Origin of the sequence: Amycolatopsis decaplanina DSM 44594 (genome assembly GCF_000342005.1) — a bacterium.
In the GTDB taxonomy this organism is placed as follows: domain Bacteria; phylum Actinomycetota; class Actinomycetes; order Mycobacteriales; family Pseudonocardiaceae; genus Amycolatopsis; species Amycolatopsis decaplanina.
Window position 1 is genome coordinate 299,400 of the sequence record NZ_AOHO01000058.1, and the last position, 20,741, is coordinate 320,140.

The 20,741-nt window shown below is 67.8% G+C and carries 18 protein-coding genes; 5 read left to right on the forward strand and 13 right to left on the reverse strand.

The features are described from left to right. Window positions 1-8: 8 nt before the first annotated feature. The 4 genes from H074_RS20780 to H074_RS20795 are packed head-to-tail and all read right to left on the reverse strand — an operon-like array spanning window position 9 to window position 4,102. The gene (locus tag H074_RS20780; protein ID WP_007032026.1) at window positions 9-824 is read right to left on the reverse strand and encodes a carbohydrate ABC transporter permease; all 816 of its coding nucleotides are present in this window, start codon (window positions 822-824) and stop codon (window positions 9-11) included. Then, window positions 821-1,756, reverse strand: a complete 936-nt coding sequence (locus tag H074_RS20785) for a carbohydrate ABC transporter permease (protein WP_007032027.1) — start codon at window positions 1,754-1,756, stop codon at window positions 821-823. The genes H074_RS20780 and H074_RS20785 overlap by 4 nt, the downstream gene beginning before the upstream one ends. Next, window positions 1,756-3,105: an ABC transporter substrate-binding protein gene (locus H074_RS20790; RefSeq protein WP_007032028.1), complete on the reverse strand. Its 1,350-nt coding sequence runs from the start codon at window positions 3,103-3,105 to the stop codon at window positions 1,756-1,758. Before H074_RS20790 ends, H074_RS20785 begins: the two co-directional genes overlap by 1 nt. After that, on the reverse strand, window positions 3,098-4,102 hold the full coding sequence (locus tag H074_RS20795) for a zinc-dependent alcohol dehydrogenase family protein (protein WP_007032029.1): 1,005 nt from the start codon (window positions 4,100-4,102) through the stop codon (window positions 3,098-3,100). The genes H074_RS20790 and H074_RS20795 overlap by 8 nt, the downstream gene beginning before the upstream one ends. Window positions 4,103-4,231: 129 nt before the next feature. Here H074_RS20795 and H074_RS20800 point away from each other — a divergent pair, with 129 nt between their 5' ends. After that, window positions 4,232-5,212: a sugar-binding transcriptional regulator gene (locus H074_RS20800; protein WP_039922974.1), complete on the forward strand. Its 981-nt coding sequence runs from the start codon at window positions 4,232-4,234 to the stop codon at window positions 5,210-5,212. Between the two features lie 82 nt (window positions 5,213-5,294). On the opposite strand, the gene H074_RS20805 is transcribed toward H074_RS20800, so the two are convergent. Further along, complete coding sequence (locus tag H074_RS20805) at window positions 5,295-5,654, reverse strand: winged helix-turn-helix transcriptional regulator (protein WP_007032031.1); 360 nt, start codon at window positions 5,652-5,654, stop codon at window positions 5,295-5,297. Window positions 5,655-5,700: 46 nt separating this feature from the next. On the opposite strand from H074_RS20805, the gene H074_RS20810 reads away from it, so the two are divergent. Together H074_RS20810 and H074_RS20815 are read left to right on the forward strand one after the other, a co-directional pair. Continuing rightward, the gene (locus H074_RS20810) at window positions 5,701-6,342 is read left to right on the forward strand and encodes an NADPH-dependent F420 reductase (RefSeq protein ID WP_420805391.1); all 642 of its coding nucleotides are present in this window, start codon (window positions 5,701-5,703) and stop codon (window positions 6,340-6,342) included. Between the two features lie 54 nt (window positions 6,343-6,396). Then, window positions 6,397-7,035 carry a hypothetical protein gene (locus tag H074_RS20815; RefSeq protein ID WP_007032033.1) on the forward strand — a complete coding sequence of 213 codons (639 nt, stop codon included), beginning with the start codon at window positions 6,397-6,399 and terminating at the stop codon, window positions 7,033-7,035. 25 nt (window positions 7,036-7,060) lie between these two features. Here the strand turns inward: H074_RS20815 and H074_RS20820 are convergent, their stop codons facing one another. Beyond that, on the reverse strand, window positions 7,061-9,565 hold the full coding sequence (locus H074_RS20820) for a DEAD/DEAH box helicase (RefSeq protein ID WP_007032034.1): 2,505 nt from the start codon (window positions 9,563-9,565) through the stop codon (window positions 7,061-7,063). Window positions 9,566-9,716: 151 nt separating this feature from the next. Here H074_RS20820 and H074_RS20825 point away from each other — a divergent pair, with 151 nt between their 5' ends. Beyond that, window positions 9,717-10,961, forward strand: a complete 1,245-nt coding sequence (locus H074_RS20825) for a hypothetical protein (RefSeq protein WP_007032035.1) — start codon at window positions 9,717-9,719, stop codon at window positions 10,959-10,961. 20 nt (window positions 10,962-10,981) lie between these two features. On the opposite strand, the gene H074_RS20830 is transcribed toward H074_RS20825, so the two are convergent. Together H074_RS20830 and H074_RS20835 are read right to left on the reverse strand one after the other, a co-directional pair. Next, a complete protein-coding gene (locus tag H074_RS20830) occupies window positions 10,982-12,190 on the reverse strand; it encodes an MFS transporter (RefSeq protein WP_051071959.1) in 1,209 nt (402 codons plus the stop codon). 56 nt (window positions 12,191-12,246) lie between these two features. Continuing rightward, window positions 12,247-13,356, reverse strand: coding sequence for an adenosine deaminase (locus H074_RS20835; RefSeq protein ID WP_039922976.1), 1,110 nt, complete (start codon window positions 13,354-13,356; stop codon window positions 12,247-12,249). 210 nt (window positions 13,357-13,566) lie between these two features. Here H074_RS20835 and H074_RS20840 point away from each other — a divergent pair, with 210 nt between their 5' ends. Then, window positions 13,567-14,655 (forward strand): hypothetical protein, encoded by a 1,089-nt coding sequence (locus H074_RS20840; RefSeq protein WP_007032038.1) that lies wholly within the window; start codon window positions 13,567-13,569, stop codon window positions 14,653-14,655. Window positions 14,656-15,100: 445 nt separating this feature from the next. Here H074_RS20840 and H074_RS20845 read toward each other — a convergent pair whose 3' ends face one another. The 5 genes from H074_RS20845 to H074_RS20865 are packed head-to-tail and all read right to left on the reverse strand — an operon-like array spanning window position 15,101 to window position 20,717. Then, window positions 15,101-16,381 (reverse strand): thymidine phosphorylase, encoded by a 1,281-nt coding sequence (locus tag H074_RS20845; RefSeq protein WP_007032039.1) that lies wholly within the window; start codon window positions 16,379-16,381, stop codon window positions 15,101-15,103. Further along, window positions 16,378-16,776, reverse strand: coding sequence for a cytidine deaminase (locus H074_RS20850; protein ID WP_007032040.1), 399 nt, complete (start codon window positions 16,774-16,776; stop codon window positions 16,378-16,380). The genes H074_RS20845 and H074_RS20850 overlap by 4 nt, the downstream gene beginning before the upstream one ends. A gap of 1 nt (window position 16,777) precedes the next feature. Beyond that, a complete protein-coding gene (locus tag H074_RS20855; RefSeq protein WP_007032041.1) occupies window positions 16,778-18,052 on the reverse strand; it encodes an ABC transporter permease in 1,275 nt (424 codons plus the stop codon). Continuing rightward, complete coding sequence (locus H074_RS20860; RefSeq protein WP_007032042.1) at window positions 18,049-19,137, reverse strand: ABC transporter permease; 1,089 nt, start codon at window positions 19,135-19,137, stop codon at window positions 18,049-18,051. Before H074_RS20860 ends, H074_RS20855 begins: the two co-directional genes overlap by 4 nt. Further along, a complete protein-coding gene (locus H074_RS20865; RefSeq protein WP_007032043.1) occupies window positions 19,134-20,717 on the reverse strand; it encodes an ABC transporter ATP-binding protein in 1,584 nt (527 codons plus the stop codon). The genes H074_RS20860 and H074_RS20865 overlap by 4 nt, the downstream gene beginning before the upstream one ends. Window positions 20,718-20,741: the final 24 nt, after the last annotated feature.

The window sequence follows — 20,741 nt, forward strand, 5'->3', positions numbered from 1 at the left end:
ACGATGCTTTATTTGACCGCGCCCATCGACAGTCCCCGCACAAGGTGGTTCTGCGCGATCCAGCCGACGATCATCACCGGCAGCGACGCGAGCAGCGCGGCCGCGGAAAGCTGCGCCCAGTACAGGCCCTCGCTGGTGATGAACCCGACCAGGAACACCGGCACCGTCCCGGCCCGCGCGGCCGTGAGGTTGACCGAGTAGAAGAACTCGGTCCACGAGAAGATCACGCAGATCAGCGCGGTCGCGGCCACCCCGGGTGCGACCACCGGCATGATGATCTTCCGGAGCAGGATCGGCAGGGTCGCCCCGTCGATCCGGCCCGCCTCGATCATCTCGTGCGGCACCTCGAGGAAGAACGACCGCATCATCCAGATGGCCAGCGGCAGGTTCATCGAGGTGTACAGGATGATCAGCGCCCACACGTTGTCCAGCAGCTGGGTGTTCTGCGAGATCACGTAGAGCGGGATGATCGCCGCCACGATCGGCAGCATCTTCGTCGACAGGAAGAAGCCGAGCGCGTTGCTCGTCCCCTTCACCGGCGCCAGCGAGAGCGCGTACGCCGCCGGGATTCCCAGCAGCAGCACGAAAAGCGTCGAAACGACGGTGACGAACGCCGAGTTCGACAGATACGGCAGGAAGCCGCGTTCGAGCACGCCCGCGAACTGGTCGAATGTCGGGGTGAAGAACAGTCGCGGCGGATCGGTGTAGGCGTCGGCCTCCTGTTTGAAGGCCGTGAGGATCATCCACAGCAGCGGGAACACGAACAGGATCGCGATCACCCAGGTCGCGACCGTCAGCGCGCCGGGGCCGAAGCGGCTTTTCATTTCGCGCCTCCCTGGAGCGAGAACGTGCGGAACATCAGTCGCAGCGCGAAGGTCGCGACGATCATCGTCAGGATCACGACGATGACGCCCATCGCGGACGACTGCCCGATGTCGAAACCTTGGAACGCCCGCTGGTAGATGTAGAAGGGCAGGTTCGTGCTGGCCGTCCCCGGACCACCTTGCGTCATCAGGAAGATCGCGTCGAAGCTGTTGACGATGTAGATCGCGCCCAGCAGTGTCGCCAGCTGCAGGAACCGGCTCAGATGCGGCAGGGTGATCGCGGTGAACGTCCGCCAGCGGCCGGCGCCGTCGACCGACGCGGCCTCCAGCACGTCCTTCGGCTGGCTCTGCAGCCCGGCCAGGATCAGCAGCATCATGAACGGTGTCCACTGCCAGACGACCTGGGCCATCACCGCCGCGAGCGGGAACTCCGAAAGCCAGTCGACGTCGGTGCCGAACACGAAGTGCAGCAACCCGTAGGTCGGGTCGAACATGGTCGTCTTCCACAGCAGCGCGCCCGCCGCGGGCAGGATGAGAAACGGCGTGATCAGCAGGGTCCGGACCACGCCGCGGCCGAGGAACTTACGGTCCAGCAGGATCGCCAGTCCCAGGCCGAGCAGCAGGGAGAAGAACACGCACACGACCGTGAGGACGACGGTGTTCAGCAACGCCCCGAGGAACGTCGAATCGGCGAAGACGTCGATGTAGTTCCGCAGCCCGACGAAATGCCGCGAGCCCGGCCGCACCAGGTTCCACGACTGGAACGAGTAGAACACCGTCAGCACGAACGGCAACTGCGTCACGGCGACGACGAACAGCAGGGCGGGCAGGAGCGGCAGCCGTCGTTTGAACGGCGTATCGGTGCCGCGCTTCGGAGCCGCCTTCTTCGCGGGGGCGGACTCGGTGCGGGCAGGAGCGGAGATCGTGGCCATCACTGCACCCCCTGATACGACTTGCCGACGGTCTGCGCGTACTCCTGTGACTGCTTGAGTGCTTCGTCCACGGTGATCTGCCCCGCGATCGCCGCCGAAAGCTGCTGGCTCACCCGGGTGCCGAGGTCCTGGAACTCGGGGATGCCGACGAACTGGATCCCGGGGTAAGGCACCGGATTCACCATCGCCTTCCGCTGGTCGGCGTCCGCGATCCCGTCCAGCGTCGGCTGCGCGTAGGCCTTGGCGGCCTCGCGGTACTGCGGGATGTCGTAGGTCGACTTCCGCACGCCAGGCGGGACGCGGTTCCAGTCGCCGTACTCCTTGGCGACCCGCTGCACGTAGGCCTTGTCCGTCATCCAGGACATGAACTTCCAGGCAGCGGCCGTGTCCTTGGCGCCCTTGGCGACCTTCGGGATACCCAGCGCCCAGGTGTAGAGCCAGCCGCTCGCCTGCGTCTTCTCCACCGGCGCCGGAGCGTAGCCGGATTTCCCGACGATCTTGCTGGCCGACGGGTCCTCGTTCGTGCCCGCCATGACCGTGGCGTCGTACCACATCGCGGCCTGGCCCTGCGTGTACCGCGTGCCGCATTCGGAGAAGCCCGCGCTCGACGCGCCGACCTCGCCGTGGTTCCGCACGAGGTTCACGTAGAACTCGGCGGCCGCCTTGAACTCGGGGCTGGTCAGCTTCGCGTTCCAGTCCTTGTCGAACCACTGCGCGCCGAAGGTGTTGGCGACCGTGGTGAACGGCGCGAGGCTCTCACCCCAGCCGGGCTTGCCGCGCAGGCAGATCCCGGCGATGCCCTTGGCCTTGTCGTCGAGTTTCGCCGCGTACTCGGCGATCTGGGTCCACGTCGGCTTGGCGGGCATGGTGATCCCGGCCTGCTCGAACAGATCCTTCCGGTAGGCCAGGAACGACGACTCACCGTAGAACGGCACCGCGTAGAGCGATCCGTTGTGCGACAAGGATTCCTTGATGCTCGGGATGAAGTCGCCGGCGTCGTAGGACGGATTCGCCGCGATATGCGGGTCGAGGTTTTCGAGCCAGCCGTTCGCGGCCCACTGCGGCGCCTCGTAGTTGCTGATCATGACGACGTCGAACTCGCCGCCTTCGGTGGCCGTCGACGCGGTGATCTTCGCGCGTGCCTGGTTTTCGGGCAGTGACACGAATTTGAGGCTGACGCCGGGATTCGCCTTTTCGAACTCGCCGGAAAGCTCGATGGCGTCCTTCATCTGCGGGTTCGCGACGATCGCGACGACGAGCGTCCGGTCACCGGTCCCCAGCGCGCCCGCGCCGGCGCAACCGGTGAGGGTCAGCAGGAGAACAGCGAGCAGAGCGGCTGCTTTACGCACCTTCGCCTCCCGGTATTACCTGCACCTTCAAGCCGGCGCCGCTGCGCATGAGGGCGAGAGCGTCGGGGTACTGCTCCAGTGGCAGGGTGTCGGTGAGCAGCGCGCCCGTGTCGACGGCGCCACTGGCGACGAGGTCGAGCGCGGCACCGAAGCTGTTCATGACGGCCATCGAGCCGACGACGGTGATCTCGTCGTTGTAGATCCGGAACGGCGAAAGCGCGACGCGTGCTTCGGCGGGCGCGACCCCGAAGACCAGCAGGCGGCCTCCGCGCTGGAGCGAGTCGAAGGCGGCTTCGATGGCCGGAGCTGCGCCGGTGCAGTCCGCGGCGGCGTCGAACTTCTCGTCGTCCAGGTCCTTCACGTCACCCGCGACCGCGACCGCGCCGAGGTCCATGGCCCGGCCGAGCCGGGCGGTGTTGCGGTCGACCACCGTGACCTGCGCGCCCGCCCGCTGCAGCAACTGCTGCATGATCAGCCCCATCGTGCCCGCGCCGACGACGAGGAACCGCTCCCCCGCCTCGACACCGATCCGGCGCACGCCGTGGACCGCGCAGGAGACCGGTTCGACGAGGGCGCCCTGCTCCCAGGTCATCGTGTCCGGCATGCGGTAGCAGTTCGCGGAAGGAACGGCGACGTACTCGGCGAAAGCACCGTTCACGGTGTCGCCGGTCGCGTTCCAGTTCTCGCAGAGGTTCCCGCGGCCGGACCGGCAAGGCTTGCAGTAGCCGCAGAACAGCGACGGGTCGACGGCCACCCGGTCGCCGACCTTCCAGCCGCCCGGCACGTCGGCGCCGAGTTCGACGATCTCGCCGGCGAATTCGTGGCCGGGGACGATCGGATAGGGCGTCGGCGGGAAGTGCCCGTCGGCGATGTGGAGGTCGGTCCCGCAGATCCCGCAGGCACCCACCTTGACGACGACCTGGCGATCCCCCGGTTTGGGGTCGGGTACCTCGCCGACCCTGATCTCCCCGGGCTTGTCCACGATCGCGGCACGCATGCCAGCTCCTCTTCTCTCCGCTCAAACGAGCGGGACGGGCCTATGCTTCGGACTGCATGTTCAGGCATGGTGAACTTTTCCCTGTTGTTACGTCAACCTTTCGGGTTGATTTCGCGCTATAGTGCTCATATGAGCGGCAGGAAACAGAGTCCCGGCTTGGTGGAGTCGCTGCGCCTGGCCGCCGTGGCCCGGCGGTTCTACGAGCAGGGCGCCTCGAAACTGGAAATCGCCGACGAGTTCGGGATCAGCCGGTTCAAGGTCGCCCGGATGCTGGACACGGCCAGGGAAACAGGAATCGTCACGGTCGAGTTCCGGCTGCCGGCGCCGGTCGATCTCGTGCTTTCCGAGGAGATCCGTTCCGCGTACCGGCTGGACCGGGTTCTCGTGCTCGAACGAGCGCCGGAGCCGGAATCCCGCGAAGTGGCGCGGCGGAAGATCGGCTCGCTCGCCGCCCGTCTTCTGACCGAAATCGTCACTCCGGGCGATGTCATCGGCCTGTCCTGGGCACGTTCCGTGAACGCGATGACCGAAGCCATCGAGTCACTGCCGAATTGCCCGGTCGTGCAACTGTGCGGGGTGCAGGCGGGCATGGACATGCGGGACCGGTCGGTGGAGACGGTCAGCCGGGTCGCGTCGGTGTCCGGCGGCGAGGCGTACCCGATCTTCGGGCCGCTCGTCCTCCCCGACCGCCGCACCACCGAGACACTGCGCAGGCAGCCCGGGATCGCGGAGACCTTCGGGCAGTTCAAGAACCTGACCAAGGCCGTTGTCAGCATCGGCGCGTGGAAACCCGAGGAGTCGACGGTCTACGACGCGCTCGACGAAACGGAACGGAGCGCGATAGCGAAACGCGGTGCCAAAGCGGAGGTCTCCGCGCGCCTGTTCGACGCCGACGGGACACCGATGTCCACCGGGCTGGCCCACCACGTGCTGGCCATCAGCGCCGAAGAACTGCTGGCTGTCCCCGAGGTCATCGCGCTGGGCTACACGGAACCGAAGGCCGAAGCGATCGACGCAGTCCTGCGTTCGGGCATGGTTTCGACGCTGATCACCGACGCCGCCGCGGCCGTCCCGCTCCTCAAGCTGGCCGAGGCTCGCCCGCTCCCCTGACCGCGTGTCGTCCGCCCAATCACGCGTGATCGCCCGCCAATCACGCGAGTTCCGCCTCCAAGCACGCGAGATCGGTATTCAATCACGCGAGATCGCGAAACCTGGCCGCCTCGTCCTGGGCCGCCATGACCTCGTCGCCGTACCGGAACGCCCACTCCCCGAAGGCCTCGATGGGTGCCAGCAACGTGGTCCCGAGGTCTGTCAGCGAGTACTCGACCTTCGCCGTCCGCCCACAGTCACGTCTGCTGACCAGGCCGTTGAACTCCAGCCGCCGGACCGTCTCCGTGAGCACCTTCGTGCTGATCCCGCCCAGCCGTCGCCGCAGTTCGGCCGGGCGCAGCGGTCCTTCGCGCAGGGCCCACAGCACGACGGGGTTCCACGTGTTCGCCATCAGGTCGAAGGCCAGCCGGGCACGGCAATCGGCGAGGAAGACGTCGTTCATCGGACCTCCGGTAACCATTCGGTACCCGCGCGGCTTTCTACGGTCGGTGTTGTCACTCGATCTTAGGGAGCAGCACATGCGTATCGGTATTTTCGGCGCGGGCGGGATGGCGGAGGCACTCGGCGGCCAGTGGGCGGCGACGGGGCACGAGGTGATGATCGCGGCGCGCGATCAGGCCAAGGCCGACGCCCTCGCCGGGAAGATCTCCGCGCGAGCGGGGACGTGGGAAGAGACCGCTCGCGCGAGTGAAGTGATCCTGCTCGCCGTTCCCGCGCCGTCGGCGCCAGAAGTCCTTGCCGTCGCGGGGAAATCCGTCGCGGGAAAGATGCTGATCGACTGCACGAACGCGGTCGGCCCCGGCGCCACGCTCACGGCCCCCGACCAGGCCGCCCGGATCGCCGCCGCCGCGCCGGACGCGCACGTGGTCAAGGCGTTCAACCTGTGCGACGTGGACGTCTGGCGGATGACACCACCAGTGTTCGGCGGCCGTCCGCTCGCGGTGCCGCTCTGCGGTTCACCGGAGGCCGTCGAGGTGGTGAGCTCCTTGGTCCGCGACATCGGCTGCACGCCACTGAACGCCGGCGGGCTCGACCGGGCGCGGCTCATGGAGGCGACCATGGCGTTCATGGTCGGGCTCTGGTTCGACGGCCACGACGCCCAGGCCTGTTTCCCGCCCCTTCCGGTCTGATTTCAGGGTCGTCCCCGATGTGCCGGGCCGGGCGGTCACGCGAACCTGTGCGACATGGGGACGAAGACCTGGCGGCAGCTGACCGTGTGGCTGCACGTCATCACTTCGGTGGGCTGGATGGGGCAGGCCTTGGCGCTGTTCACCCTCCTGGCGATCAGCCGCGCGAGCGAGGACGGCGAGATCCGCGTCGCGGCGACGTCGATGGCGCACGAGATCGACTCGCTTCTGCTGGCGCCGCTCGCCAACGCGTCGGCCTTCACCGGCTTCATGCTCGCCGCGGCGACGGCCTGGGGATTCACCCGGCACTGGTGGGTGCTGGCGAAGTTCGCGATCACGCTCGTCCAGCTCTACGCCGGGATCTTCCTGTTGTCCGGCGCTTTGCAGGATTCCGTGGTGGCGGCTCGGGCCGGTGATCCGGCGCCTGTGGCCCTGGTCGCCGGGACCGCGCTGATGGCGAGCGCGCTCGCGTTCCAGGCGTGGCTTTCGGTGGCGAAACCGTGGGGCAAGGTCCGCTCCGGCGCGAAGCTTCCGACGGCACCGGCATGGGTGTTCGTCGCCGCGGTCCTCGCGCCGCTCGCCGACATCACGGTGGGCCTGTTCCTTGGCTACCCGCTGCCCGCGTTGTCCCTGTTGGTGCTGATAGGTCAGCTGGTGCGGCGTCGTCTGGGGCTCGTGAGTGGTAAGGACGGTTAGAACCGTCCCTGCCACTCACGAGACGTCAGAGCCGGTCCACCGCCGTGATCCGGATGACCGCCGAGCCCGCCTCGTCCGAAGCCGCCAAGTCGACCTCGGCGCCGATGCCCCAATCGTGGTCACCCGCGGGATCGTCGAAGATCTGCCGCACCCGCCAGATCTCCGTCTCCTTCTCGATGATCAACAACTTGGGCCCGCGCGCGTCCGGTCCGATGCCGAGCGTTTCGTGCTCGTCGAAGTAGTCCTCGATGGCGTCTTCCCACGCGTCCGCGTCCCAGCCCGACGCGGCGTCCAGTTCGCCGAGCGTCTCGTAGGCACGCCGCGACGCCAGCTCCACCCGGCGGAACAGCTCGTTCCGCACGAGCACCCGGAACGCCCGCTCGTTCCGCGTGACCGCGGGCGGCTCGGACGGCGGCCTTGTCGAAACGGGGCCTTCCTCTTCGGGATGCCGCAAGGCTTCCCACTCGTCGAGGAGGCTGGAGTCGACTTGGCGCACCAGTTCGCCGAGCCATTCGATGAGGTCCTGCAACCCCTCGTTCTTGGCCTCGTCGGGAACCGTGTGCCGGAGCGAGTCGTAGGTGTCGGTGAGGTAGCGCAGCACCAGCCCTTCCGAGCGGGCGAGCTGGTAGAAACCGATGTACTCCACGAAGTTCATCGCGCGCTCGTACATGTCGCGCACGACGGACTTCGGCTTGAGCTCGTAGTCTTCGACCCACGGATGCCCTTGCCGGTAGCGGGAATACGCCGCCTCCAGCAGTTCCTCCAGCGGCTTCGGGTACGTGACGTTTTCGAGCAGCTCCATCCGCTCGTCGTACTCGATGCCCTCGGCCTTCATCGCCTGCACGGCCTCGCCGCGCGCCTTGAACTGCTGCTGCGAAAGAACCGGCCTCGGGTTGTCCACAGTGGATTCCACAATGGACACGACGTCGAGCGGATAGGACGGCGACTCGACGTCGAGTAGTTCGATCGCGGCCAGCGCGAACGGCGAAAGCGGCTGGTTCAGCGCGAAGTCGAACTGCAGGTCCACGGTGAGCCGGACGATGCGGCCCTGCTCGTCGGGTTCGTCGAGCCGTTCCACGACACCGGCCGCGAGCAGCGCGCGGTAGATCGCGATCGCGCGCAGGATCAGTTTCCGCTGGGCGGGACGGTCGGAATGGTTGTCCTCCAGCAGGTGCCGCATCGAGTCGAACGCGTTGCCCGGGCGGGAGATGACGTTCAGCAGCATCGAGTGGCTGACGTGGAAACTCGAGGTCAGCGGTTCCGGCTCGGCCGCGATCAGCCGGTCGAAGGTGCTCTCCGTCCAGTTGACGAACCCTTCGGGCGCCTTCTTGCGGACGATCTTCTTTTTCTTCTTGGGATCGTCGCCCGCCTTCTCCAGCGCCTTGGCGTTCTCGACGACGTGGTCCGGTGCCTGCACGACGACGTAGCCGTCGGTGTCGTAGCCGGCGCGGCCCGCGCGGCCGGCGATCTGGTGGAACTCGCGCGCCTTGAGATGCCGCTGCCGCACGCCGTCGTACTTCGTCAGCGCGGAGAAGACCACCGTGCGGATCGGTACGTTGATGCCGACGCCGAGCGTGTCGGTCCCGCAGATCACCTTCAGCAGCCCGGCCTGCGCGAGCTGCTCGACCAGGCGCCGGTACTTCGGCAGCATGCCGGCGTGGTGCACGCCGATGCCGTGCCGGACCAGCCGGGACAACGTCTTCCCGAACCCGGCCGAGAAGCGGAAGTCGCCGAGCATCTCGGCGATGGCCTCCTTCTCAGCCTTCGAGGTGACGTTGATACTCATCAGTGTCTGGGCGCGCTCGATCGCCGCGGCCTGCGAAAAGTGCACGACGTACACCGGCGACTGCCCGCCGTTGAGCAGCTCGGACATCGTCTCGTGCAACGGCGTCAGCGCGTAGCGGAAAGTGAGCGGCACGGGCCGCTCCGCCGAGGTGACCACCGCGGTCGGACGGCCGGTCCGGCGGGTGAGGTCCTTCTCGAAGAACGAGACGTCGCCCAGCGTCGCCGACATCAGCACGAACTGCGCCTTCGGCAGTTCCAGCAGCGGCACCTGCCAGGCCCAGCCGCGATCCGGCTCCGAATAGAAGTGGAACTCGTCCGCGATGACCTGGCCGACCGGCGCGTCGGCACCGAATCGCAACGCGATGTTCGCCAGGATCTCCGCCGTGCAGCAGATGATCGGCGCGTCGGCGTTCACCGCCGAGTCACCGGTCATCATGCCGACGTTGTCCGCGCCGAAGATCTCGATGAGCTGGAAGAACTTCTCCGAGACGAGCGCCTTGATCGGTGCCGTGTAGTAGCTGCGGCGGCCGTGCGCGAGCGCGGTGAAGTGCGCCCCGACGGCGACCAGGCTCTTTCCCGACCCCGTCGGTGTCGACAGGATCAGGTTCGCCCCGGAGACCACCTCGATGATGGCCTCTTCCTGCGCGGGGTACAGCTCCAACCCGCGCTCGGCCGTCCAGGTGGAGAAGGCTTCGAACAGCGAGTCGGGGTCGGGATCCGCAGGCAGGAGGTCTGTAAGTGTCATCAGAGGACCTATCGTGCCATCCGTTGGTCGCTTCTTGCCCAGGGGTGATCGCGCCCATCGGCGGAAACCCGTAGGCTTCGCGGTACCGCGCACCTTCCGGGCACCATCACCCGGCCGCGCACACAGGCGGTAATCCGAGAGGGCTAAAGGAATGGCACAGGACATCATCCCGATCGAACTCGGCCTGCCACAGGGTGACGTCGTCACTCTCTGGGCGCCGCGCTGGCGGGAAGACGGCGAGGAATGGGAAGCGTTCCTCGGCGACGAGGAAGACCTGTACGCCTTCCCGGACGCCGCGCATCTCGCCGCCTTCGTGCGGACCTCCGAGCAGCACGACCTGCTCGACCACCCCGCGTGGGAGGTCGTCCCGGCGCTGAACGTGCCCGAGCTCATCCCGGACGACGACCACACCTACGACCTGGTGGGCGTCCCCGAGCTGGTCGCCGAGAAGCCGGACCAGTGGACGATCGGCGAGCTGGCCGAGATCATCGGCATCGTGCGTTCGCTCGCGGACGTGTGCGAGCTGGAAGAGGTCCACGAAGTCCTCGACGCGCACGAGAGCTTCTCGCTGCTGGACCAGGGCACGCTGCCCTTCACCGGCCGTGACGGCGAGCGCCTCTGGGCGGACCTGTCGCAGGCGGTCTCCGAGAAGTGGGACACCGTGCTCGACGCGATCGACGGCCTGGTGACCGTCCCCGACGTCGACGAGAAGGTGCTGGAGCAGACGGCGGAGGAGCTCGCGACCTTCCTCGCGGAGTCCGCCGAAGCCGAAGCGGCCGCCGTCGACGCGGACCTCGTGGACGACTCGGACGAGGACGACGAGGAAGACGACGAGCCCGTCGGCTTCTGGGGCGAGGTCGGCATCGACCCGATCAAGATCATCACCTCGGGCGCCGAGTACTACACACTGCGCTGCTACCTCGACGACAAGCCGATCTTCCTCGGCAGTGAAGGCGAGATCGACGTCTTCACCTCCGAGAAGGCCCTCATCCGCGCGATCGCGGACGGCAAGGACCTGGCGGGCAACGACCTCGCCCAAGTGTCCACTTGGGACGAGGTGGCCACGAAGGCCACCGCGGGTGAGCTCGAGATCGAGGTCGACGCCGAGAACACGTACGTGCTGAACGGGATCGCCGACGACATCGCCGAAGGCCCGGAGTCGATCGACCCGACCCAGCTGGAGCTGGCCGTCGAGCTGATCACCGACGCCGCCGAATGGGCCGAAGACGACAGCGTCGAGACCGCGCTGGCCGCCAACGAAAGCCTCGGCTGGCTGGTGTCGTTCGTGCTGCGGCCGGACCCCTCGCGCCTCGAGCCGAGTGCTCCGTTCGACGCCGAGCAGTCCGAGTGGCGCAAGCTCGTCGAGACCTTCGAGAACCGGCTCACGGTCGTCTGATCCATCCGTGAAAGGGCCCCTCAGGTTCGTCCTGAGGGGCCCTTTTCGTCTTTGACGGGCACCAGCGCCACGGCCAGCGCCGGGAACACCGCGGCCACGCAGAAGGCCAGCGCGTACCGCGAATCACCGATCACGAAGCCCAGCATCGGCGGGGTCAGCGCGGCGGCGATGTTCTGGCCGGTGTTCTGCGTGCCCATCGCCCGTCCCGCCCACGCGAGCCCGGCCATCTCCGCCGACGCGGTGAACCCGAGACCGTTGTCGGACACGGTGATCACCGCCGCCAGGACGAGCGCGAGCAGCACCAGCCACGGCCACGTCGCGTCCCCGAGCGCGACCAGCAGCATCACCGCGGCGCTCGCGATCGCCAGCTGCCGCATCGGCCGCAGCCTGCTGCCGGCACGGTCGGACCAGTAGCCCGACACCAGCCTGCCCAGCGCGCCGAGGATCTGGACGGCCCCGACGAACCAGCCCGCCGACGCCGCCGTCCAGTCGTGCATGGCCACCAGGTACACGGGCGTGAACGCGGAGACCGTGAACTGCGGGACGACGAGCAGCGCGCTCGCGCCGTGGACCCGCCACAACGCCGGCTTCCGGTACGGCGACGGCGGCTTCTCCGCCTTGCCCGCCTCGACCTCCGGACGCGGCGGATCGACCAGGAGCCAGGCGACCAGAAGCGCGACGACGATCGCGGTCAGCGCGGGCAGCATGAGCGAGACCTGGAATCCCCAGCGATCCGCGAGCGGCGGGAGGCCGAAGGCGGCGACGCCTACCCCGAGCGGCTGGGCCATCTGGCGGATGCCCATCGCGAAGCCCCGTTCGGCCGGGCCGAACCAGCCGAGGACGGCCCGGCCGCTCGCGGCGTTCACTGACGCGGTGCTCGCGCCGGCGAGCAGGAACACCCCAAAGAGGATCCCGAGCGAGTGGTCACCGGCGGCCGCGTACACGAGGAGTAACCCCGAGACGCCGAGCCCGATGGCCATTACCAAACGCTCTCCGTAACGGTCCGCGGCCGCGCCCCACAGGATCAAGGTGAACAACAGGCCAAGACTCGGCGCGGCGACCACGGTTCCCGCTTCGGCGAGCGTCAACCCCTCCGCACGCTGCATCGACGGCACCAGGAACGGGATCCCGTAGAGGAACGAGCAGCTCGCGGTCTGCGCGGCGAGGCCGAGCGCGAGGATGAGCCAGCGTCGTTTGCCGCCGATCCCCACGTCCACGACCTGCGCCATCCTCGTCACCGTTTCACTATTTGGGAAAACCTTCCTACATAGTGAACGATAGTTGGCTATGCTAACGAACGCAAGGCGGCATAGCCGGGCTTGATGACCGTGTTGATGATGTCGAGCCGCTGGTCGAAATCGAGGAAGGCGGATTTCATCGCATTGATCGTGAACCACTCGAGATCGGCCAACCCGAAGCCGAACGCCTCGCTCAGGGCCGCGAATTCGCTGGTCATCGAGCAGCCGCTCATCAGCCGGTTGTCGGTGTTGACGGTGACCCGGAACCGCAGCCTGGCGAGCAGGCCGATGGGATGCTCGCCGATCGAGCGCGCCGCTCCCGTCTGGACATTGGATGTGGGGCAGATCTCGAGCGGGATCCGCCGGTCGCGGACGTAGGCGGCCAACCGTCCCAAATGGACCGTGCCGTCGCTGTCTGTCTTGATGTCGTCGACGATGCGCACGCCGTGACCGAGCCGCTCCGCGCCGCAATGCTGAATCGCCTCCCAAATGGACGCGAGCCCGAACGCCTCTCCGGCATGAATGGTGAAATGCGCATTATTCATCCGCAGAAACTCGAATGCGTCGAGATTTCTGGTAGGCGGAAATCCGTCTTCCGGTCCGGCGATGTCGAACCCGACCACACCGGCGTCGCGGTAGCGGACGGCGAGACCGGCGATCTCGAGGGCCCTGGCGTGCTGGCGCATCGCGCAGAGCAACGTCCCGACGCGGATCCGGCCGCCCGCGGCCGCCACTCTCCGTTCACCTTCTTCGAACCCGGCCTGAACGGCCTCGACCACCGCATCGAGTGACAGTCCGCGTTCGACGAAGAGTTCGGGCGCGTAGCGCACCTCGGCGTAGACGACCCCGTCGGCCGCGAGGTCTTCCACCGCTTCGGCGGCCACTCTGACCAGCGCTTCCTCGGTCTGCATGACGCCACAGGTATGCGCGAACGTCTCAAGGTACGAGACGAGCGAGCCGGAATCGGCGGCGTCGCGGAACCATCGGCCGAGTTCGACGGGATCGCTGGCCGGCAGGGCCTGATATCCGGTCTGTTCGGCGAGTTCGGCGACCGTGGCCGGACGCAACCCGCCGTCCAGGTGGTCGTGGAGGAGAACCTTGGGAGCGCGGGCCAGTACCGCCTCCGGTACGCGAGGTCTGCTGCTTTCAGAGGACATACGTAACGGTAACCAGGCTGTCATTCCCCTACATGGTGGTAAGTCTTGAGCTCTGGTTAACCCTCGGCTTTGTGGATCACGGGCTGAATCGGCCATCAGGGTCAGAGCTCGGCATTGTCCGATACCCGGGGGCCATACGCACAGCAATTTCGCAATGGATAAGCTTCACGGCACGTCCCTCCCATTTCCCCGCCCCCGAAGGACACCGCAGTGACCACTGACAACCACATTGCAGCCCCGTCCTTCGACCGGATGCGCAACATGCTGGTGCGCGCGGCCGAAGTGCGCGAGAGCGAACAGCAGCAGATCTTCGACGCGCTCGACGACATCTACGCACGTCTGGCCCCGGTCGACTCGCTCGGCGCGGTGCGCAAGAGGCTCTCGGAGATGCCCGACCGCACCGAGACCAGCGTGCTCGCCGAACGTCTCGACGAGACCATGTCGCGGCTCGAAGCGCAGGACACCGCGATCGCCGCGCTGACCCGCGCCGTCGAAAGCATCGTCGACAAGCTGGCCAAGCCGTTCGCTCAGCTCGACGGCCGCCTCGACGGCATGGCCGCGCGTCTGGAAGGCGTCGGAGGCCGGATGGACGGGCTCGAGGACAAGCTCCAGAACATCCACCGCCGTCTCGACGAGCTCGGCGCGCACCTCGACAAGCAGGACGTGAAGACCGACTCGCTGCCCCAGTCGGTGATCGGCCCGGTGCGCGAGCGCGTCGAGCAGGCCGAGTCCGCCCTGCGGGACCGCGTCGACACCGTCGACCGCGAGCTGCGCAACCGCGTCGAGAACCTCGACAAGGCCACCAAGGACAGCCTCACCGCGAACACCGAGGCGCTGAAGACCGCGCTGACCGAGACCGGCGAGATGATCGACGCGTCGGAGCGGCTCGACGGCCTCGGCGACCGCCTCGAGAAGGTCACCTCGCGGCTCGACGACCTGGCCGAGCGGCTCGACAAGGTCGAAGACGGCTTCACCGGCCGCCTCGGCGACCTCGACGGCTCGATTCGCTCCGGCCTGTCGAAGGTCGAGAGCACTCTGCAGAAGCAGCCGGACACCGACTCGGTCGACTCGCTGGTGCGCAAGAGCAACGACGAGTCCGTGCGCCGCATCGGCGGCCAGCTGGACGAGGCCATGGCGACCTTCGCGGAGCTGATGCTCGGCGGTGGCCCGGCCGTTCAGCAGATCGCCCCGCCGCCGCCCGCCCCGCGTCAGCCGCGTCGCAGCTCGCGCAACGGCCGGGCGCCCAAGGCGGCCGACGCCAAGGCGAAGGCCGACGGCGCCGACGAGACCTCGGACTGACCTGCTTTTAGCGTGTGAAGGCCCCTTCCTCCGGCTCCGCCGAGGGAAGGGGCCTTCACGCTTCTCTACCCGCTTCGCTCCCCGCCCCGCTTCGCTCCCCGCGCCGACCTGCGTTTAGCCCCCTAATCGCGATCCGCACCACGCAAGTCGGCACCAGGTTGCGGTACTTGCGCGTGCAACTACCGCAACCTGGTGCCGAATCGCGGGGGTCGAGGGCGCGTCGCGTTTAGCGGGCTAATCGCGATCCGGGCGCCGGGGCCAGGGCGGAGCGACTTTAGCCCCCTAATCGCGATCCGGGGGCGCCACGCCAGGGACACCGCACGATGCCCACCCTCCCCAACGCCCTTGAAGTACATGAAGGCCCCCTTCCTTGCGCTAGGCGCAAGGAAGGGGGCCTTCATGTACTTCAGCGACCCGCGCGTCGCGTTTAGCCCGCTAAACGCGATCAGGGGCGCACGGTCTCCAGGACGAGCGGAGCGGAGGCCGGAGCCTCGGAGCTGACCGTGTAGGCGTCAGCGAGCGCGGCAAGGGCCGAAGGCACAGCGTCCGGCGTATCGGTGTGCAGCTCCAGCAGAGGCTCGCCCGCCTTCACCTCGTCGCCGGGCTTCGCCAGGCACAGCACGCCGGCCGCGGCCTGCACCGGATCCTCCTTGCGCGCCCGCCCGGCACCGAGCCGCCAAGCGGCGACCCCGACCGAGTACGCGTCCAAAGACGCCAAGACACCATCCGAAGGGGCTTCCACCACGTGCACGTGCCGAGGTCGCGGCAGCGCCGCCTCCGGATCCCCGCCCTGCGCGGCGATCATCCGGCACCAGGTCTCGTAGGCCCTCCCCGACGCGAGCACCGAAGCCGGGTCCACATCGGACAGCCCGGCCAGTGCCAGCATCTCCCGCGCGAGCGCCACGGTCAGCTCGACGACGTCGGCGGGTCCACCGCCGCGCAACACCTCGACCGACTCCGCGACCTCGATCGCGTTGCCGACCGCGTTGCCGAGAGGGACGTTCATGTCCGTGATCAGCGCCGTCGTCGCGACACCGTGCGCGGTCCCGATCTCCACCAGCGTCCGCGCCAGTTCACGAGCCTGCGGAAGCGTCTTCATGAACGCACCCGAACCGGTCTTCACGTCGAGGACCAGCCCGGCCGAGCCCTCCGCGATCTTCTTGCTCATGATCGAGCTCGCGATCAGCGGGATCGACTCCACCGTCGAAGTCACATCCCGCAGCGCGTACAGCTTCTTGTCGGCGGGAGCCAGCCCGGAAGTGGCCGCGCAGACCACCGCGCCGACCTCGTCGAGCTGCCGGATGATCTCCAATGTCGACAAAGAGGCACGCCAGCCCGGAATCGACTCCAGTTTGTCCAGCGTCCCGCCCGTGTGCCCGAGCCCGCGCCCGGACAGCTGCGGCACGGCGGCGCCACAAGCCGCGACGAGCGGCGCCAGCGGGAGCGTGATCTTGTCGCCGACCCCGCCGGTCGAATGCTTGTCGATCGTCGGACGGCTGACCTTCAGATCCAGCCGCTCCCCCGACGAGATCATCGCGCCGGTCCAGCGCGCGATCTCGCCGGAATCCATCCCCCGCAGGAAGATGGCCATCGCGAGCGCGGCCATCTGTTCCTCGGCGATGTCGCCGCGCGTGTACGCGTCGATGGTCCAGTCGATCTGCTCGTCGGTGAGCCGTCCGCCGTCCCGCTTCGCCCGGATGACGTCGACGGCGGCGAACGCGCTCACTTGTTCTCCGGCAGATCGTCGGGCCCGAACGCGTCCGGCAGCACCGCGGACATCGGCAGGATGCCGCTCGGGGTGTCCACCAGGCAGTCGGAACCGCCGTGCTCGAAGAGGATCTGACGGCAGCGCCCGCACGGCATCAGCAGATCACCGGCCCCGCTGCGGCACGCGACGGCGACCAGTTTGCCGCCGCCGGTCAGCCGCAACTGCCCCGCCATCGTGCATTCCGCGCACATTCCCAAGCCGTACGAAGCGTTTTCGACGTTGCAGCCGACGACGATCCGGCCGTCGTCCACCACACCGGCGACACCCACGTGCAGACCCGAGTACGGCGCGTACGCCGACTTCGCCGCCTCGACGGCCTGAGCCCGCAAGGCTTCCCAGTCGTACTCAGCCATGTCAGTCCTCACCTCGCCGGTACAGCGCGCCGTCCGCCTTGGGCGGCCGCAGCCGCTGCGAAGCCACCGCGAGCACGATCAGCGTCACGAAGTGCGCGGTGTACGGGATGAGGTCGCTGGGCAGGTCGTCATTGGTCCAGTAGATCGCGTACAGCGCGCCCGCGCCGACGACACCGAGCGCGGCGGCGATCCACTGACGGCGGAACAACTGCACCGCCACGATCACGGCCAGCAGGATCACCGCGCCGTACAGCAGCGCGAGCACCGCGGTGCCGCCACCGGCGAGCTGGAGGCCGTCCGCGTACCCGAACAGCGCCGCGCCGCCGAGCAGGCCACCCGGCCGCCAGTTACCGAAGATCATCGCCGCGAGGCCGATGTACCCGCGGTTGTTGGTCTGGTTCTCCAGATAGTCCGCACCGCCGGCGAGCAGCACCAGCGACGCGCCACCCATTCCGGCGAGCCCGCCGGAGATGATCATGGCGACGTACTTGTGCAGGTAGACGTTCACGCCGAGGGATTCGGCCGCCACCGGGTTCTCACCGCAGGACCGCAGCCGAAGGCCGAACCGCGTCCGCCACAGCACGAGGTAGCTGATCGGGACCAGCGCGATCGCGATCATCGTCAGCGGCGCGACCTCGGTGATCAGGCCGTTGAGGATCCCGGCGAGGTCGGAGATGAAGACGCGCTGCATCTTCTCCAGGTCCGAAAGCCAGTCCGAGAGGAACGTCGCCGAGTAGGTGTCGAACTTCGGGACCGGCGGCGACTGGCGCGGGTTCCCCGAAAGCGGGGTGAACACCAGGTTCGCCAGGTACTTCGCGACACCGAGACCGAGCAGGTTGATCGCCACACCGGAGACGATGTGGTTGACGTTGAAGGTCACCGTCGCGACGGCGTGCAGCAGACCGCCGAGCGCGCCGAACACGACCGCCGAGATCAGCCCGGCCCAGACCCCGCCGTGGTACGCGCCCCACGCGGCACCCCAGGTGCCGAGGATCATCATGCCTTCGAGGCCGATGTTGATCACGCCCGCGCGTTCGGCCCAGAGACCGCCGAGCGCGCACAGCAGGATCGGCAGCGCCAGCCGCAGCGCGGTGTGCGCGGTGTTGGTCGAGGTCAGCGTGTTGACGCCGGTGGCGTACGACGCGATCGCGAGCACGCCGACCGCCAGCAGCCCCCAGATGGCGCCCTTGAGCCAGCCGGGGATGCGGCGTTTCGGCGGCTTCACCGGCATGGTGGTCCCGCCCGTGTTGGGCGAAAGAACGTCCGCGGTGGTCACACCGCACCTCCCTCGGACACGCTGGAACCCTTACCCGCCAGCGCGCGACCCACGCGACGCTGTTCGGCGGCCAGGTCGGCGCGGCGCACGATCTCGTACGCGATGACGACCGACAGCACGATCACGCCCTGCATGATCGTGGCGATCTCTTTGGACACGTTGATCTGCTCCAGCGAAACGGCGGACCGGTCGAGGAACGCCCACAGCAGGGCGCCCAGCGCGATCCCGGCCGGGTGGTTGCGCCCGAGCAGGGCGACCGCGATGCCGGTGAAGCCGTACATCTGGGTCGAAGTGATGCCGTAGCTGAAGTCGCGGCCGAGCAGTTCCGGCATCGCGACCAGACCCGCGACACCGCCGGAAAGCAGCATCGCGATCAGCGTCATCTTCTTGGCGTTGACCCCGCCCGCCGCGGCGGCCGTCGTCGATTCACCGGAGGCCTTGAGCTCGAACCCGAACCGGGTCCGGTTGAGCATGAACCAGTAGGCCGCGCCGATCAGCGCCGCGATGATCACGAAGCCGAACAGCTCGCCCGACCCGATCGGGATACCGGGGATCCGGCCGGTCTCGGCGATCTCACGGGTGGCGATGTTGTTGCCGGTCTGCACGCCGAACTGGTCCGCGTTGACCAGGAACGCCACGATGCCGCCGACGATCGCGTTCAGCATGATCGTCGAGATGACCTCGGAAACACCGCGGGTCACCTTCAGCACGGCGGGGATGGCCGCGTAGAGCATGCCGCTGGCCACCGCGACGATCAGGATCGCGATCACGTGGATCACCGGCGGCAGCTGCAGCGCCCCGCCGATGATGGCGGTGACGATGGCGGCGAACCGGTACTGGCCCTCGACACCGATGTTGAAGAGGTTCATCTGGAAGCCGATGGCCACCGCGAGCCCGGACAGGTAGTAGACCGTCGCGAGGTTCACCGTGTCGACGGCGGTCGAGCCCTTGAAGAGCTGGCCGATCATCGTGCCGTAGGCCTGGAGCGGGTCCGCGCCCGAGATGATCAGCGCGATGGCCGTCAGGATGACCGCGAAAACGATCGCGAGCAGAGGCGGCAGCAGCCTCGTACGCCAGCTACTCACGCCGCACCTCCAGTTTCGTCAGCGTCTTCGGAAGCACCCGTCATCGCGGAGCCCAGTTGCTGTGGGGTCACGGTCGCGGGGTCGGCCTCGCCGACCAGCCGTCCGCGCAGCATGACCTGAATGGTGTCGGAAAGCCCGATCAGCTCGTCGAGGTCGGCCGAAACCAGCAGGACGGCCAGTCCGGCGGCGCGGGCCTGGCGGATCTGTTCCCAGATCAGCGCCTGCGCGCCGACGTCGACGCCGCGCGTCGGATGCGACGCGATCAGCAGCACCGGGTTGCCGGAAAGCTCGCGCCCGACGATCAATTTCTGCTGGTTACCACCCGAAAGCGCGGCGGCCGGGACGTCGATGCCCGGCGTGCGGACGTCGTACTCCTCGACGATGCGGCGGGTGTCCTCGCGCGCGCCGTCGATGTCGAGCAACTGTCCCTTCGCGACCGGTTTGCGCGTCTGGTAGCCGAGGATCCGGTTGACCCACAAGGGCTGGGTGAGCAAAAGGCTGTGCCGCGTCCGGTCTTCGGCGATGTAGCCGATCCCGGCCTCGCGGCGGGCGAGCGTCCCCAGTTTGTGCAGTTCGATGGTCTTGCCGCCGGCCTCGATCAGCTCGATCCGGCCGCCGCCCTTGCGCATGCCCATGATCGTCTCGACGAGTTCGGTCTGGCCGTTGCCTTCGACACCGGCGATCCCGAGCACCTCACCGGCGTGCACGGTGAAGGAGATGTGGTCGAGCACGTTCCGCTCGGAACCCTCGACGCTCAGGCACACGTCGTCCAGGCGGAGAACGTCCCTGTCGGTCACCGTGGACTCGCGGGTCTCGGGACTGGGCAGCTCCGAGCCGACCATCATCTCGGCCAGCTGGCGTGAGGTGATCGTCTTCGGATCGGCCGTGCCGACGGTGGTGCCGCGGCGGATCACGGTGACCGTGTCGGCGATCGCGCGCACCTCGTCGAGCTTGTGCGAGATGAAGAGGAAGGTGAAGCCGTCCTTCTGCATGGCGCGGACGGTCTTGAACAGCGCGTCGACCTCCTGCGGCACGAGCACCGCGGTGGGCTCGTCGAGGATGATGATCCGCGCGCCGCGGTAGAGCACCTTGACGATCTCCACCCGCTGGCGGTCGGCGACGCCGAGTTCCTCCAGCAGCGCGTCCGGGCGGGCGTGCAGGCCGACCTGCTCGGCGAACTTCGCCAGTTTCGCCCTGGCGGCGCGGCCGATGCCGTGCAGGTTCTCCGCGCCGAGGAAGACGTTCTCCCCGACGGTCAGGTTGTCGGCCAGCATGAAGTGCTGGTGGACCATCCCGATGCCGGCCTTGATGGCGTCCTGCGGGTTGCGCAGTTTCACCGGTTCGCCGTTGATCGCGATGTCGCCCTCATCCGGCTGCTGCATGCCGTAGAGGATCTTCATCAGGGTCGATTTGCCCGCGCCGTTTTCGCCGCAGATGGCGTGCACCTCGCCCTTGGTGACGGTGAGGTTGACATCGGAGTTGGCCACGACACCGGGGAATCGCTTCGTGATCCCGGTCAGCTGCACGGCCGGTTCACCCCGGTCGGGGGCGTCGGTGACCTCGGCCTGGGGAGCGCTCATGAAAAAGCCATCCAGTTCTGGGTA

What these genes read in the sequence shown, in the direction of transcription:
- H074_RS20780 (WP_007032026.1), bottom strand. Translation starts at nt 824, where the DNA reads ATGAAAAGCCGCTTCGGCCCCGGCGCGCTGACGGTCGCGACCTGGGTG.
- H074_RS20785 (WP_007032027.1), bottom strand. Translation starts at nt 1,756, where the DNA reads ATGGCCACGATCTCCGCTCCTGCCCGCACCGAGTCCGCCCCCGCGAAG.
- H074_RS20795 (WP_007032029.1), bottom strand. Translation starts at nt 4,102, where the DNA reads ATGCGTGCCGCGATCGTGGACAAGCCCGGGGAGATCAGGGTCGGCGAG.
- H074_RS20800 (WP_039922974.1), top strand. Translation starts at nt 4,232, where the DNA reads ATGAGCGGCAGGAAACAGAGTCCCGGCTTGGTGGAGTCGCTGCGCCTG.
- H074_RS20805 (WP_007032031.1), bottom strand. Translation starts at nt 5,654, where the DNA reads ATGAACGACGTCTTCCTCGCCGATTGCCGTGCCCGGCTGGCCTTCGAC.
- H074_RS20815 (WP_007032033.1), top strand. Translation starts at nt 6,397, where the DNA reads ATGGGGACGAAGACCTGGCGGCAGCTGACCGTGTGGCTGCACGTCATC.
- H074_RS20820 (WP_007032034.1), bottom strand. Translation starts at nt 9,565, where the DNA reads ATGACACTTACAGACCTCCTGCCTGCGGATCCCGACCCCGACTCGCTG.
- H074_RS20825 (WP_007032035.1), top strand. Translation starts at nt 9,717, where the DNA reads ATGGCACAGGACATCATCCCGATCGAACTCGGCCTGCCACAGGGTGAC.
- H074_RS20830 (WP_051071959.1), bottom strand. Translation starts at nt 12,190, where the DNA reads ATGGCGCAGGTCGTGGACGTGGGGATCGGCGGCAAACGACGCTGGCTC.
- H074_RS20835 (WP_039922976.1), bottom strand. Translation starts at nt 13,356, where the DNA reads ATGTCCTCTGAAAGCAGCAGACCTCGCGTACCGGAGGCGGTACTGGCC.
- H074_RS20850 (WP_007032040.1), bottom strand. Translation starts at nt 16,776, where the DNA reads ATGGCTGAGTACGACTGGGAAGCCTTGCGGGCTCAGGCCGTCGAGGCG.
- H074_RS20865 (WP_007032043.1), bottom strand. Translation starts at nt 20,717, where the DNA reads ATGAGCGCTCCCCAGGCCGAGGTCACCGACGCCCCCGACCGGGGTGAA.